Annotated in this window: 13 protein-coding genes and 1 pseudogene; all 14 read right to left on the reverse strand. The window is 48.4% G+C overall.

The window, feature by feature from the left end:
- Nucleotides 1-8: 8 nt before the first annotated feature.
- Nucleotides 9-1073, reverse strand: coding sequence for a hypothetical protein (locus tag BAA01_16250; protein ID OUM90392.1), 1065 nt, complete (start codon nucleotides 1071-1073; stop codon nucleotides 9-11).
- Nucleotides 1074-1131: 58 nt separating this feature from the next.
- Nucleotides 1132-1881, reverse strand: a complete 750-nt coding sequence (locus BAA01_16255) for an ABC transporter permease (protein ID OUM90415.1) — start codon at nucleotides 1879-1881, stop codon at nucleotides 1132-1134.
- 110 nt (nucleotides 1882-1991) lie between these two features.
- Entirely contained in the window at nucleotides 1992-2768 is a 777-nt protein-coding gene (locus BAA01_16260; protein OUM90393.1) for an ABC transporter ATP-binding protein, read from the reverse strand.
- A 294-nt stretch (nucleotides 2769-3062) separates the two neighbouring features.
- Nucleotides 3063-3815, reverse strand: coding sequence for a hypothetical protein (locus tag BAA01_16265; protein ID OUM90394.1), 753 nt, complete (start codon nucleotides 3813-3815; stop codon nucleotides 3063-3065).
- A gap of 222 nt (nucleotides 3816-4037) precedes the next feature.
- A complete protein-coding gene (locus BAA01_16270) occupies nucleotides 4038-4907 on the reverse strand; it encodes a carboxyvinyl-carboxyphosphonate phosphorylmutase (GenBank protein ID OUM90416.1) in 870 nt (289 codons plus the stop codon).
- Between the two features lie 33 nt (nucleotides 4908-4940).
- A complete protein-coding gene (locus tag BAA01_16275; protein OUM90395.1) occupies nucleotides 4941-5435 on the reverse strand; it encodes a 3-isopropylmalate dehydratase in 495 nt (164 codons plus the stop codon).
- A gap of 22 nt (nucleotides 5436-5457) precedes the next feature.
- On the reverse strand, nucleotides 5458-6711 hold the full coding sequence (locus BAA01_16280) for a 3-isopropylmalate dehydratase large subunit (GenBank protein ID OUM90417.1): 1254 nt from the start codon (nucleotides 6709-6711) through the stop codon (nucleotides 5458-5460).
- A gap of 458 nt (nucleotides 6712-7169) precedes the next feature.
- Nucleotides 7170-9869, reverse strand: a complete 2700-nt coding sequence (locus tag BAA01_16285; protein OUM90396.1) for an aconitate hydratase 1 — start codon at nucleotides 9867-9869, stop codon at nucleotides 7170-7172.
- A 14-nt stretch (nucleotides 9870-9883) separates the two neighbouring features.
- Nucleotides 9884-10843, reverse strand: coding sequence for a hydroxymethylglutaryl-CoA lyase (locus BAA01_16290; protein ID OUM90397.1), 960 nt, complete (start codon nucleotides 10841-10843; stop codon nucleotides 9884-9886).
- The gene (locus BAA01_16295; protein OUM90398.1) at nucleotides 10844-12070 is read right to left on the reverse strand and encodes a formyl-CoA transferase; all 1227 of its coding nucleotides are present in this window, start codon (nucleotides 12068-12070) and stop codon (nucleotides 10844-10846) included.
- The gene (locus tag BAA01_16300; protein OUM90399.1) at nucleotides 12067-12792 is read right to left on the reverse strand and encodes a hypothetical protein; all 726 of its coding nucleotides are present in this window, start codon (nucleotides 12790-12792) and stop codon (nucleotides 12067-12069) included. Before BAA01_16300 ends, BAA01_16295 begins: the two co-directional genes overlap by 4 nt.
- 311 nt (nucleotides 12793-13103) lie before the next feature.
- The gene (locus BAA01_16305) at nucleotides 13104-13565 is read right to left on the reverse strand and encodes a dehydratase (protein ID OUM90400.1); all 462 of its coding nucleotides are present in this window, start codon (nucleotides 13563-13565) and stop codon (nucleotides 13104-13106) included.
- 50 nt (nucleotides 13566-13615) lie between these two features.
- Entirely contained in the window at nucleotides 13616-14479 is an 864-nt protein-coding gene (locus BAA01_16310; protein OUM90418.1) for a citryl-CoA lyase, read from the reverse strand.
- A 162-nt stretch (nucleotides 14480-14641) separates the two neighbouring features.
- A pseudogene (locus BAA01_16315) lies at nucleotides 14642-15337 on the reverse strand (acetyl-CoA acetyltransferase).

Below are 15337 nucleotides of genomic sequence, written 5' to 3' on the forward strand. Positions count from 1 at the left end.
TGATTATCCTATTTAAAATACTTGGAGTATACGCCCTTTTCGTATGGAACGTTAATCCCCTGAAAATCAATGTTCTTTTCATACCCCTCTTTGCTTATCACAGGTGTGGTGGGAAAAGCGGGGTAATTGGCTTCAAAAGCGGCGTCAAAAACTTTCTCATCAACTTCGGTAAAAAAGCCCCTTAACACTTCTTTTGTTCCTTCTTTGTCGTTTTTGATAAACTCACAGGCTTTGTACATGGCGTTGGTTATTTTTTCGATTATATCAGGATGCTTATTGATATAATCTTCTGTTGCAATCAGAGCAGTATAGGTGATGCCGTCCAACTTTGGCACCTCACCTTTGGACAGGTTAAACAGCATCATTCCGTCTCCTTCGATAATGCCCGTTTCTGCAGAAGGTGACGAAATGCAGAAAGCATCAATCTGGCCCTGTTTAAAAGCCGAAACCATTGCGCTCCCACTGCCAAGGGGAACAATCGTCATATCTTTATCGGGATTTAAATTAACGCTTTCGGCAATCATCCGAACCACCCTGTCGGTGCCGCTGCCCGGTGCCGTTACGCCAACTTTTAATCCCTTCAACAATTTCGCTTTGTCCTCATAAGAAGAACTTTCTGTAATCCCTTTTTGCTCTGCTATCGCTTTTTTCACCACAACGTTACTTCCGTATTGATTCATCAATGCAGCAAAAGAAAGTACCGGCTTACCTTGATGGGTTGCGTCCATTGCATCTGACACACTGGCGGCACCAAAATCAGCACTGCCTCCCAGAACAGCGGCCAAGGTTTTAGAACCGCCTCCAGTAATGGTGACATTTACATCCAATCCTACTTCCTTAAAAAAGCCTTTTGCTCTGGCTACATAAACCGGAACCCATAGAAAACCGTCTGTCGATTGCGCCAACTCAAGCTTGATCAACTGATCAGTCGATGATTGAGATGATTGATTGGATGACTGATTGGATGTCCCACCCTTCTGTTCGCCTCCCGAGGTGGACTGGCCACAAGCACTTAAAGCCAACACCAACAAAAAAGAAAGAACGGCTAAACACAAAGTCTTGAAACGCTTCATCAACGAATACACCCCTTTTAGTAGTGATTTTTTGTTTTTATTTAAGTTTTCTCACTATTTACTGCTGAACATTTTTCCAGCGCATAAATTTGCGCTCATAAAATTCAATCAAACTGTTTAGCAGCGTCGAGACGATCATCAGAACAAATAAGCCAGCAAATACTCCAGCTGTATCAAAACGGGAGGAAGAATATTGGATTAAATATCCAATTCCGCGGTTTGACGCGACAACTTCACCGACAATTGCACCGATCAAAGCATAAGGAACTGAAATCTTAAGGCCAACAAATATCCAGGTGAGCGCCGATGGCAGGACAACCTTTTGCAGCAAATGCCGCTCAGAGGCACCCATTAGCCGAATCACATCGATCAATTCCTGGTCCACATTACGAACACCGGCAAAGGTGTTAAAAAAGACAAGGAAAAATACGATTACGGCAGCAAGAACGATTTTCATCTGTATCTCGATGCCAAACCACAGGATGAACAGGGGAGCCAATGCGACTTTAGGCAGACTATATATGGCCATAATATAAGGTTCGCAAATATCTGCTAACGTTTTCATCCGCCCCAATATAAACCCAACAATGCCTCCTGCGATGGCACCAATAATAAATCCCAGGACGGTTTCTTCCATGGTGATAGCCAAATGATGAAACAGTTCTCCCGAAATCGTCCACTGGTATAATCGGAAAAAGATTTCTGTCGGTTTACTGATAAAAAAGCTGTCAATAATCGTTCCAGAAGACAATTGCCATAATAGCAAAACCGCAGCTAATATAATCAACCGGCCAAGGACCATCTTCATTTTTGAGCGACCTGGGTTGACTTCCTGTAATTCAATCACCTCATCCACTTTTTGTTCAATTGATTCAGCAGAAAGAAACTCCTCTTCCTTTTTATTCACATTGGCAACGCTCATCCTACCTCTCCTCCTTTCATCACATCCTGGCTTAACAATCCCCAAAGTTCGGAATGAATCTCGCCAAATTCTTCTGTAAAACGAATCTTAAACACATCCCTCGGCCTGGTAAGAGGAATATTCCTTATCTCCCGGATCGTTCCTGGACGGCTGGTAAATACGACAACCCGATCGGCCAATGTTACCGCTTCCTCCAAATCGTGCGTCACAAAGATGACCGTCTTTTTCTTCTCGTCCCATATTCTTAGCAATTCTCCTTGCAAGATGAGCCGCAGTTGTGCATCCAAGGCTCCAAACGGCTCATCCATCAAAATCGTTTCCGGATTGTAAACAAGCGTACGAGCAAGACTTACCCGCTTTCTCATCCCACCCGATATTTCATTCGGATAGTGCTTCTCAAACCCTTTCAATCCGACAAGTTCAATATACTCATCTACCAATTTGTCTCTTTCTTTCTTGCTCACATTGCGCATTTCCAACGCGATGCGAATATTCGCACGAACATCTCGCCAAGGCAACAGATTGTCCTTCTGGGTCATATACCCAACATTAGGATTCACATTCACTACTTTCTTCCCGCGATAAGTCATATATCCCTTTGTCGGCTTCATCAACCCCGATATCATGTTAAGAAGGGTGGACTTGCCGCATCCGCTCGGCCCCACAACTGCAATGAATTCTCCCTCCCTAATTTTCAGGTTAACATTTTGTACTGCAGGAATAACCTGGCCGTCTCTTTGAAAGTACTTCGAAATTCCTACAAACTCTATCAAGTATATCTTCCTTCCTTTAATGGATTTGGTACATTTACATCTCATACAATCTCTTTCATATAATGTCATTAGCAATAATCGTGCCAACTTACTTTCCAAGATGTTATGTGGGAATTGATGGCGTTTTCAAGGGTGGACACTTGCTATAAAACAGATAATTGTACAGCATACCGGAAGAACGTTAATAAATTGAACGAAGCAATGATTATTATTTAAACACCGGCCAAAATGTTAACAAAATATCACGACCCAAACTCTAACGAATGCGTCTGAGCACGTTATTTTCTTCATGCTTCACCCCCTTTGTTTGAGATAACCTAATCTTTCCGATATTTCCAAACCAGCTCGTTTAACCTTTAGAATGGAATCGTTAAGGTGCTCGTCGGTTAACCGCTGAATCGGACCAGCCATGGTCAAACCGGCAATCACCTTGTTCGTGTGATCCCTGATAGGGACAGCAATCGCAAAACTGCCCGGGACGCGCTCCCCTCGCGTCACGACAAAGCCCTCCGACTGGATCTTGTCAAGTTCGGACAAAATGTGCTCCTGTTGTTCAGGATCAATGCCGTATTTTTCCAAAATCTGTCTTTGAATCGCCCTTTCCAAATGCGCCAACAATATCTTGCCCGAAGCCCCCAAATGGAGGGGATTGCGTTCTCCCACCCTGACAAAATTTCGTACGGTCTCAGGGCTGTCCACCTTGTCAATGCAAACGCGCTGATTCTGATCAATGATGTTCAATTCAATGGTTTCCTTTGTTTCTTCCGCCAACCGTTTCATAATGGGTAACGCTGCTTGCCTCAAATCCATCGAATTGAGCACGATGCTCCCCAAGTGAAAGAAACGAAATCCTAAATAGTATTTTTGATTGACAGGATTTTGTTCCATGTAACCGTGTTCCTGCAGGGTTGCCAACAACCGGTATATGGTGCTTTTGTTGTAACCTGTCTGTTCATGCAACTCTTTTATTGACCATTCCCTTTTTTCCAACGAAAAGCAGTTCAAAATATTAATCAATTTCACAACCGATTTGATCGAATCCGCCAAAAAGCGCCTTCTCCTTTCTCTTTAAGATGCCTTGTCTACATGCCAAAATAAGCTTATGTTCAATTCTTTGTCATCCATCAATAATGACCTGAAATGATTCGAAAGGTGGCGGTTTTCCCAACATTGTTTGTGCCCAAAAGCGAAACATATCCATTAAAATTTCAGCCACCAAATACTGCAACAGCAAAGTCAAACCAATTTATCCCCCCCTCTCAATTCGGTCTATTTGAAGTTACGCTCATCATACTTTTGTTCCAGTTGGCGAATTCGTTCAATACCCAATATTTGATTCAGTTCCTTAAATTGCAGCATTCGTTCGTAATAGTGCGTGGTAATGCCCGTTTGTTTCAATTCACGATAAAAGTCACCGGCAGCTTTTGCGATAACGCGCGTCACGCTATTGGGGAAAATGACCAAAGCATACCCTATTTCCTGCAACTGTTCGGCAGAAAGAATCGGGGTTTTTCCTCCTTCCACCATGTTGGCCACCAACGGTTTCTGCAAAGACCGGGCAATCTTGCGCATTTCAGCTTCGCTCTCCGGCGCTTCGACAAAAATCACGTCCGCGCCTGCCTCTTCGTATCTTATGGCCCGCTCGATTGCCTCCTCAAGCCCCTCAACAGCCCGGGCATCCGTTCTGGCAACAATAAGAAAGTTTTCGTCTCTTCTCGCATCAACTGCCGCGTGAATTTTAGCCACCATTTCCTCAGTGGATATCAAGCTCTTATTGGAAAGATGACCACATCGCTTGGGAAAAACCTGATCCTCCAATTGAATCGCGGCCACGCCGGCACGTTCATACTCCCGCACGGTGCGCATCACATTAATGGCGTTGCCATACCCGTTATCACCGTCGGCAATAACGGGGATGGATACCGCCTCACATATGTAGGTGGCCTTGCTGACCATTTCAGACATGGTAATAAGACCCACATCCGATTTTCCAAGCGTGCTGTACGAGACTCCTGCCCCCGTCAGGTAAAGGGCTTCGAATCCGGCACGCTCACAAAGGATCGCTGTCAGCGCGTCATACGCTCCAGGGGCCATTAAAATCGTTTTCTCTTCCAGCCGCTGTTTGAGTCGTTTGCGTATTTCCGTCATGCAAGAAACCCTCTCTCTATTTCATCAGGGAACTCTTTTCTGTTCCTTTTCCAAAAGAGGCACCAAACCACCCGCTTGCAGTATCGCTAAAATCCTCGGGGGAAAAGGGGTCACACTGTAGGTTTTGTTTTGGGTCACATTGTAGATCTCACCCTTTTCCAGATCGATCTCCAACTCGTCACCTTCAGCAATTTCTTTCGCTTGCTTGCATTCTAAAACCGGCAGTCCCAAATTAATCGCATTGCGGTAGAAAATACGCGCAAAAAATTCCGCAACGACAGCGCCTACACCTGCATATTTGAGCGCTGCAGGCGCCGATTCTCGGCTCGACCCGCAGCCGAAATTTTTCCCGGCCACGATAATATCACCTGGTTGCACTTTTTTGGCAAATTCAGGATCGGCTCCTTCCATGACATGCTTGGCCACTTCCTCCGCGGTCAATTTTAGATATTGCCCCGGGCTGATCACATCCGTATCCACATTATCGCCAAACACCCAAGCTTTTCCACGTCGTTTCATATTCACACCACGCTTTCTCAAACTACAGAAAGATTCTAGGATCAGAGATTTTTCCCGTAACTGCCGTTGCTGCTACAGTGGCGGGTGAAGCGAGATACACACTTGCACCAGGACCCATCCTCCCTGGAAAATTCCGGTTGGTCGAGGAAATCGAAACTTCTCCTGGTGCCAACACACCCATTCCCAAACCGGCACATGCTCCACAACCGGTCGGCAGCAATATGGCACCGGATTCGATCAAAGTTTGCAAGATCCCGTCCCGTGTTGCGCGCCGGATCACTTCCGCTGAAGCTGGTGCCACCAACAAACGCACGCCATCCGCGACACGCCTGCCTTTTAAAACACTGGCAGCCATTTTCAGGTCCTCATATTTGGCTCCGGTGCAGGCGCCAATATAGGCTTGATCAACCTTCACCGGATCCACTTCGGTGACCGATTTGACGTTATCCGGAGAATGCGGCAGCGCCACCATTGGCTCCAGCTCATCAGCTTTAAACCGCAACGACTGTTCATACTTGGCATCCGGGTCTGCGAATACGGGTTGGTAATCTTCCACCCCCCGTTCCCGAAGATACTCGTAAACAATGTCATCCGGTTCGATCATCCCCGCTTTGGCTCCCATTTCAATCGCCATGTTGGACAAAACCAACCGTTCATCCATAGGCAGTCCATGCACGGTTTCACCGGCAAATTCCACCGCCATATAGGTGGCACCGTCTATTTTGGTCGTTTGAATCGTTTTCAGCATCATGTCCTTGGCCATGACACCGTCGGACAGCTTTCCTTCCCACACAACGCGAATGGTTTCCGGAACCTTTACCCACGTTTTGCCCGTTACGATGACGCCAAGCATATCGGTGGATCCCAATGCAATGGCAAAACAACCCAATGCGCCTGCGGTCGTGGAATGGGAATCGCCTCCGACGTAGAATATTCCGGGACGAATGTAACCCTTTTCAACCGGAACAATATGGCAAATCCCTTCTCTTTCATGAAATTTTTTAATGTTATGTTTCTTTGCCCACTCTCTCGTCAATTTCAATATGGCAGCTTCTGTGCTGTCACTTGCGGCCACAAAGTGATCGGAAATAAGCGTCACCTTATCCGGATCCCAAACCGTTGCCCCTAACTTCTCCATCGCAGCGTTGATCCTGCGTGGCCCTCCCAAATCGTGCATCATGGCCAAGTCCACGTTCACATCCACGATTTCCCCTGGATACACATGCGATTTTCCACTGGCACGGGCAATGATTTTTTGGGCCAACGTCTCTCCCATGTTTCCTCCTCCATATCTACCCATGTTGATATAGCCGGAATAAAATCCTCTCTTCTCTGTCTTATCTGTTGCCGGGTTTTCATCGACCACAATGAATTCTCCTCTGCTAACCCTTAAAAGCTCGAATCCTAATGAATCAACCGTCCATTCAATGGCATATTTCCAAGTACTGCCTTTTTATTCCGCAATAAGAAACATATTTCATAATGAGGGTAAATAAAAATATTTTTCACCTCACTTTTATTTTTCTAGTTCCGCAACCATCCAGAAAAATCTTAAAAAATTATCATCGGTCATAATCATTTCATAATAAGAAATGCATTTCTTTTTTAATTATATCATTAACTTATCTGTTTTTCAAGATAAAAATATAATAAAAAATTTCTTAAAATTACTAGCAGCTCTTCTATATTAACACCAAAATTCCCCTTTTCCCTTTTTTCAGATATTCATAAAGGTCATTGATGATAACTCAACAACACGCTTTTTAAAATCCCGCCACGGGAATAATAATCCACCTCCGCTGTCGTATCCAATCGCAAAAGCACGCTAAAAGTAATCTTGTCTCCGTTTGGACGTTCAGCAACCACATCAAGGCGTTGGCGCGGCGTTAATCCTTGCTCCAAACCAAGTATAGTAAAACGCTCTTCGCCGGAAAGGCCCAACTGTCGCCAACCTTGCCCTTCCATGAACTGCAAGGGCAATACCCCCATAAAAACCAGATTGTTACGGTGAATGCGCTCAAAACTTTCTGCAATCACCGCCTTAATTCCCAACAGGTAGGTCCCTTTGGCAGCCCAATCCCGCGCACTTCCGGTTCCGTACTCTTTTCCCGCCAGGACAATAAGCGGAATGTTTTCCTTTTGATACGCTACCGCCGCTTCATAGATGCTCATTTCCTTCCCGGTTGGCAAATGGCGCGTATACCCGCCTTCCTTGTTCACCAACATGTTCCGCAGCCGGATGTTGGCAAACGTCCCCCGGACCAGCACTTCATGATTTCCCCGGCGAGCGCCATAGGAATTAAAGTGTTCCGGTTCAATCCCCTGCTGCATCAGGTACTGGCCTGCAGCGCTCGTTTGGGGAATATATCCAACCGGTGAAATGTGATCGGTGGTCACAGAATCTCCAAGTACCAGGAGCGCTCTGGCATTTCGAATCGATCTTACCGTCTGTCCCGGCTCTGCTCCTGCAAAAAAAGGTGAAGGCTTAAAATAAGTGGAGCGTTCATCCCATTGGTACAAATCCCCTCCTTTAACATTTAAGCTTTTCCAAAGCTCGTTCCCCGTAAAGACGCTGTCATACGCCTCTTGATAAAGATCGCGCTTGACATATCGATCAAACAGAGCCTGAATTTCATTTCTCCCCGGCCAAATATCACGCAAATATACCGGATTTCCCGCACGGTCCCGGCCCAACGGTTCGCGTCGCATGTCAATATTCACTGTTCCGGCCAGAGCATAGGCGATCACCAATGGTGGTGAAGCTAAAAAGTTTGCCTTCACATAAGGATGGATGCGTCCTTCAAAGTTACGGTTGCCGCTTAAAACGGAAGCCACCACAAGTTGGTGTTCCCGTATCGCTTCCTCGATCTCCTTGTAAAGCGAACCGCTGTTGCCAACGCATGTCGTGCACCCGTAACCGACCGTGTAAAAATTCAGCGCTTCCAAATAAGGGGTTAATCCTGCCTGTTCCAAGTAGCGGGAAACAATCTTTGAACCGGGAGCCAGACTGGTTTTAATGTAAGCCGGCACTTTCAATCCTCTATCCACCGCCTTTTTGGCCAGCAATCCCGCGCCGATCATGTTCATCGGATTGGACGTATTAGTACAGCTGGTAATGGCGGCAATCACAATCGAACCATGCGTCAATGTCACGGTTTCGTTTTTTATCCGAACCGTACAGCGTGTTTTTATTGCCTCCTTCTCCAAAGCAAAGCCGTTCTCATTTGTTGGACGGGTTAAAGATACGTGAAAAGAACGCTTCACTTCGGACAGAAGCACCTTGTCTTGCGGCCGCTTTGGCCCTGCCACGACGGCTTCAACCGTCGACAAATCAAACTCCAAATTTTCCGAATAGATGAGCTCCGGCATGGTGTCTGCGTAAAATAACCCCTGTTCCTTGGTATACACTTCAACCCGTTCAACCAGTTCTGGACTTCTCCCGGATGTTCGAAGGTAAAGCAACGTTTCTTGATCAACGGGAAAGAAACCCATTGTGGCCCCGTATTCCGGAGCCATATTGGCCACAGTTGCCCGATCGGGAAGCGATAGATGGCTTAGGCCAGGACCATAAAATTCGACAAATTTTCCGACGACATTTTTCTGACGAAGAACCTGGGTAAGCGTCAGCGCCAAATCGGTAGCGGTTACACCTTCGGCAAGCGCTCCGACCAATTTAACGCCAATCACCTCGGGCATCAGCATATGCAACACTTGGCCTAACATAGCAGTTTCAGCTTCGATGCCTCCCACCCCCCAACCAAGAACGCCCAAACTGTTGATCATGGTGGTGTGCGAATCGGTGCCAATTACTGAATCCGGAAATAAAACCACTCGGCCATTTTCTTCTTTGGCATGAACAACTTGTGCCAAATATTCCAAATTGACTTGATGAATAATACCGTTGGTCGGCGGCACCACACGAAAATTTTTAAATGCCTGCTGGGCCCACTTGAGAAATTCGTACCGTTCCTTGTTTCTCCGAAATTCAATTGCCACATTTTTGTCGACAGCGTCTCGTGTTCCAAAATGATCCACTTCCACGGAGTGATCGATGATTAAGTCTACCGGAATCAACGGATTGACGTTGCTGGGGTCAACTCCTTTTTTCGCCAGTACGTCACGAAGGGTGGCCAAATCAACCAGTGCGGGAACACCGGAAGCATCTTGTAAAATAACTCTGGACGGCTTAAAAGGAATCTCAACAGATTTGGAAGACGGTCGCCAATTTGCCAAATTCAAGACATCTTTTTCCGTGATGTGGCAACCATCCATTTGCCGCAACGCAGCCTCAAGCAGAATCTTGATTGAAAAGGGCAGCCTCGCTATAAAGGAAATTCCTTGTTCTTCTAGCGAAGCCAGTCTGTAAATAAACGCCGGACCAGCTGATGTTCTGATTTTTTGTCGCGAATCAAAAGCATGGCGATCTCGTTTCATGACGCTGCCCCCCGTCAGGATAATTTTCGTTGCTGTTCCGGCGCTGCATGCAGATCGCTGTTTTTCCCGGCTTTTAAGAGAAAACTTCCTCCGTCGTGCCCCACGATGTCCCGGATCAAGCGGGCCGCAACCAACACCCGGTCCAAATCGATCCCTGTTTGTACGCCCATCTCATGCAGGGCGTGAACAAAATCTTCGGTCGGCATATTCCCTGTTGCCCCCGGTGCATAGGGACATCCCCCCAATCCGGCGGTGGAACTGTCAAACCTTGTCACACCTTGTTGCATGGCGGCAATCGCGTTGGCAAGCGCCATGTCCCGCGTGTTATGCAAATGCATGCTGAAAGTCATATCAGGAAATTGCTCTCGCAACACTTCCAGCGTTTGGCTCACCTGCAGCGGATTGCCCATCCCCGTCGTATCTGCCAGTGACACTTCTTCAATACCGTATTCCTGGTAACGCTTTATGATCTTCAGAAGTTGGGAAACCGGTGTTTTGCCCTCATGCGGGCAACCGAAGGCCACGGAAATGGACCCGCCAACCTGAACCCCATGCTTTGCCGCCAACTCGATCACCTGCGCGATATTGTTCAATGCTTCTTCCACACTGCAGTTGGCGTTTGCCCGGCTGTGGGATTCGGTGGCCGACAGCATGAGTTTCAGCTTCTTCACTCCCACCGAGATGGCCCTTTCGGCGCCGCGCAGATTGGGGACAAGCGCACGGAACTGCACGCCAAGGTGGCGGGTCCGGGCCACCACTTCCTCCGCGTCCCTCAACTGCGGAATGGCCCGCGGATGAACAAAGGAAGTCACTTCAATCTGCGGCACGCCGCTCGCGGCGATGGCTTCAATGATCCTCACCTTTTGATCTGTGGGAATCCATTCCTTCTCCATTTGAAAACCATCGCGCGGACAGACGTCACAGATGATCACTTTTTCAGGCAATTTCATAAACTTTCTCCCCGCTCCCGTCATTCAAATAATTCCCTCGGATTTAAGCGCCGCCAATTCCTCTGGGGACAGTCCCAATTCATGAACGTAAATTTCTTCGTTATGCTCCCCCAGCTCAGGCGCACGGAAACGAATCGCGCCAGGCGTCTGGGAAAATTTGGGGACGACCCCAGGAACTTTTATCTTCCCCAACCGTGGGTGATCCACTTCAACAATATTCTCCCTGGCCTGGTACTGGGGATCATGAAAAATATCTTCAATGCTGTAAATCGGGCTTATGGGAACACCGGCCGAGTCAAGAATTTCCATAACCTCTTTTTGCGTATGGGATGCGATCCATTCGCTTACAATCGCTTGCACGGCATCATCATTTTTTAAGCGGGCAGAATTGGTGTAAAAACGCGGATCGTTTAACATGTCCTCGCGGCCCATCGCTTTCGCTAACCGTTCAAATGTGGGATCTGTGCTTGTGACCAGCACCAGCCATTTGCCATCTTTTGTCTGATAGGTGCCCGCCGGGCTGGAATGGCCGGCAAGGCCTGGACTGCGCTCACGAATCTTCCCCAACTGGTCATATTCTGCAACCAAAAATTCCATCATACGAAACATGGATTCATAAAGCCCCATTTCCACTTCCTGTCCTTCGGGGACCTGGTGCACATCCCGGTAATACAGCGCCGCGGTGGTGGCGTAGGCGACAAAAATGCCGGTGACGTAATCTGTCAACGAAAAAGAGGGCGACACCGGAGGGCGATCCTTATATCCTTGAAGATAGGTGTAACCGCTGAAAGCCGTCGCAGGCGTCCCAAACCCCGCTTTGTTGCGGTAAGGTCCCGTCTGCCCGTAACCGGATACGCGAACCACGATCAATTTCGGATTGACTCCTTTTAAGGTTTCATAATCCAAATTCCAACGATCCAGTGTGCCGGGGCGGAAGTTTTCAATCAGCACATCCGCTTTGGCACACAGCCGCTTAAACAATGCCTGGCCTTTTTCTGTCCGGATATCTAGCGTGACGGACTTCTTATTGCGGGACATACCTGGCCAGCGCAGCGGCTCCTCCCCCTTCCATGGCCCGACATTGCGAAGTGTATCCCCTTTACCAGGCAACTCCACTTTGATTACGTCCGCCCCCAAATCCCCCAACAGCGTCGCCCCGAAAGGGGCAGCAATCATCGTAGAAACATCCAAGATACGCACACCATGTAAGGGACCGAATTTTTCTTGATTCCCTGCAGATGCTCGGCTCATGTGTTTCCTCCTTTGCTGTCAGCTTGGATGGCCGCCATCGTCGCTTCTTTTAAATTCAAAATGTGTCTTAACGCCATCTCTGCAGCCAACCGGCCGTCCCGGAGTTTAATCGCCTCCAGAATGTCTTGGTGTTCCGCTATCGATTTTTCATAACGCTCCACACGAACCAGTGTGGCCTCCCTCACTTGGCGGATGATGGCCAGGTTTGTGCGCATCATCGTCACAAAAACAAAGTTCTGGCTCGCTTCCGCCATTGCGAGATGAAACGCGCTGTCCTGGCTCACTTCTTTTTGCCTGTCCTTCAGTTCCACTTTCATATGTTCAATCGCCCTTTGCAGGCGAACAATGTGTTCTTCCTTGGCTCTCGTTGCGGCAAGCTCCGCAATCTTGGGCTCAAGCGCCTCTCTCGCTTCCAAAAACGAAAGAATGGCTGAACGTTTCAGCAAATCCACGCGATCAAAACGGTATGACATCACAAGCGGGTGAATCTCTTGGACGAATCGGCCCTCACCGTGCCTGCTGACCAGCACCCCCTCCGATTCCAGCACACGAAAGGCCTCTCTCAAAGAAGCCCTGCTGCATCCCAGAAGCTGTGCCAATTCCCTCTCGCTCGGCAACTTATCCCCGGGTTTTAGCTGCCCGCTTTCAATTAACTGACGAATTTGCTGGACAATCTTCTGATAGATTTTTTGGTTTTCAATACCCGTAAAAATCGAATCCATTCGTCCTCCTTAATCATGAAATTGGAATGTGAACGAATCGTAAGAACCGGCAACTGGTCAGGTGGTCAGACCAGTTGTTTGTTGTCAATATAACACATGTCAATTTTGCAAGTCAAATCCCAATTTAAATACAAAATGAAATACAAAAAGACGTCATACATCATTCAACAGATCTATAAAATCAATGTTATTAAAATAAGAACGCATCGTGCAATAAAAGGGCCGCCTGTAAAACAGATGCATCTGTTCCCAGCCAGCCCTTAAGAACCAACATGATTTGTACCATCATCAGGCAGGTGATTCAGAGGCCTCTACCGGTTTGCAGCCTCCTTTTTCAACATCAGCCCCACTCTCCGCGACCGGACGACCAATTCATCCCTCTGGTTGTAACCACGGTGCTCAAACCAGACGATCCCCGCATTCGGGTATTTCTTTGATTCCCGCTTGTCGATCACTTCCGTCTCGCCCCGCAAGGTGTCTCCTATCCTCACCGGCGTCGGGAAGACGGTTTCCTCGAATCCCAGATTCCCCAGGGTGGTTCCCAGGGTCATCTCACTCACGCTGACGCCCACGACAAAAGACAATGTGAACAGGCTATTGACAATTCTGCCTCCATGCATGGTGGATTTTGAAAACTCTTCGTCCAAATGAAGCGGCTGTGTGTTGTGCGTCAGCGTCGTAAACAGCAGGTTGTCTGTTTCCGTAACCGTCCTCGTGATGGCGTGCCGATAGATATCTCCAATGTTGAGTTCCTCAAAATATTTTCCGCCCATTCGGCTGTCCTCCTTTATCACGTATCTGGTCCTCTCATTTCGCTCCATGACTAAGATTTATACAGTTCCAGCATCCGTCTGGCCGTCTGGACGTGCGCCAGGTCGATATGCTCTCCCTGATACAGCACGGCTCCCTTCCCTTCGCGAGCCGCTTTTTCATAGGCCTCAATCATCTGCTCGTAGTACCGGATCTGTTCCTCCGTCAACCCGTACATCTGATTGACCACCGGCACATTGGAAGGATGCAGGAGCAGCTCACCGTCAAACCCCAATTGGCGCTGGAATTGGGCCGATTTTCGCAATCCGTCCAGATCATGCACATCCTGCCAGACGCCAACCAGCGGATGGACACCGGCAGCACGGGCGGCCAATACCACCTTTGAACGGATATACAACGTTTCCAGGCCTTCCGGTGTCCATTGATAGCCAATGTCTCTTGCCGCATCCCCGTTTTTGGCATTGATGGCCACAATCGCCACCACCCGCTCGCAACAGGCTATCTCATAAGCCAGCAACATGGAACGCGCCGTCTCAAGGGTGGGGATTAGCGCAACGGAGCCCGGTTCCACGCCATTTTCTCGTTCGGCTTGCGTCAGACACGCATGGATCTTCTGCACATCTTCCGGACCATACAGTTTCGGGATGACCAGTCCCTCCAGCTCCGGAAGCACGACGGCTTTCAAGTCTTCTTCATCCGGCCCGCCATCATGATTGATCCGCACGTAGACCCGCTGTCCCTTCTTCTGCAAGGCTGGAATGGCCGCTGCCACATGGCTGCGCGCCTCTGCCTTCAACTGGGACGGAACACTGTCCTCCAAATCCAGAATGACGGCATCCGCGCCGTAATCAGCCGACTTGGCGATCCACTCCGGCTTGGAACCCGGCACAAACAACAATGTACGAAACAGTTTCATCACATCATCACGCTCTTTTCCATCACATGTTCATCGACTTTATCTTTCTTTCTTCATCCGCCTTCATCTGCTTATCAGCCAGCGCTTTTTTCAAGTTCCGGACCCCGGATTTCCGTTTTTTCTTAAATTAAAGAATAAAGTAAATAATAAAGATGGTCCAGATCATGCCAAATCTCCAGCAGGGTTGATGGTCACACCCTCATGAAGAAGTTGCTGAATTTCCTCCTTCTGGAAGCCGAATTCCCGCAAGACCTCCACACTGTGTTCGCCAAGCCGCGGGGCCAGGCGCTGCGTGTGGGCGGGCGTCCGGGAAAAGCGGACAGGAAAGCCGATATTGAGGATCGTTCCTTCTGTGGGATGCTCCACTTTTTCAAAAAAACCGATCTGCTGAAGGTGCGGATCCTCGAGCAGCCCTTCCACATCATGCAGAGGCGCTACCGGTATTTCCGCTTTTTCCAACAGGTCCATCCATTCACGGGTGGTTTTCGTCTGCAAGGCCTCTTCCACCAATTGGTACAATTCGTGAATGTGCTCGGTCCTTGCCTGAAGGTCTTTGAATCGCTCATCCTCCAGCAACTCCGGTTTTCCGATCATGGCAAAAAAAGACTTCCAGTGTTTGTCTTTATACACCAGTACACTGATGTACCCGTCCTTTGTCCGGTACGGTTTACGGAACGCCGACGTCACCCGGGGATAATAGGCCTGGCCCGCCGGCGGAAGGAAGGTCAACCCGTACAGGTGCTCCAGCAAATTGAAGGAGACTGTCGTCTCAAACATCGGCACTTCCACCTCCTGCCCTTCCCCTGTTCTCTCCCGGTGGAACAGTGCTCCCAGAATGGCATATACAGCGGTCAGGAC

The organism is Bacillus thermozeamaize (assembly GCA_002159075.1).
Lineage (GTDB): Bacteria > Bacillota > Bacilli > ZCTH02-B2 > ZCTH02-B2 > Bacillus_BB > Bacillus_BB thermozeamaize.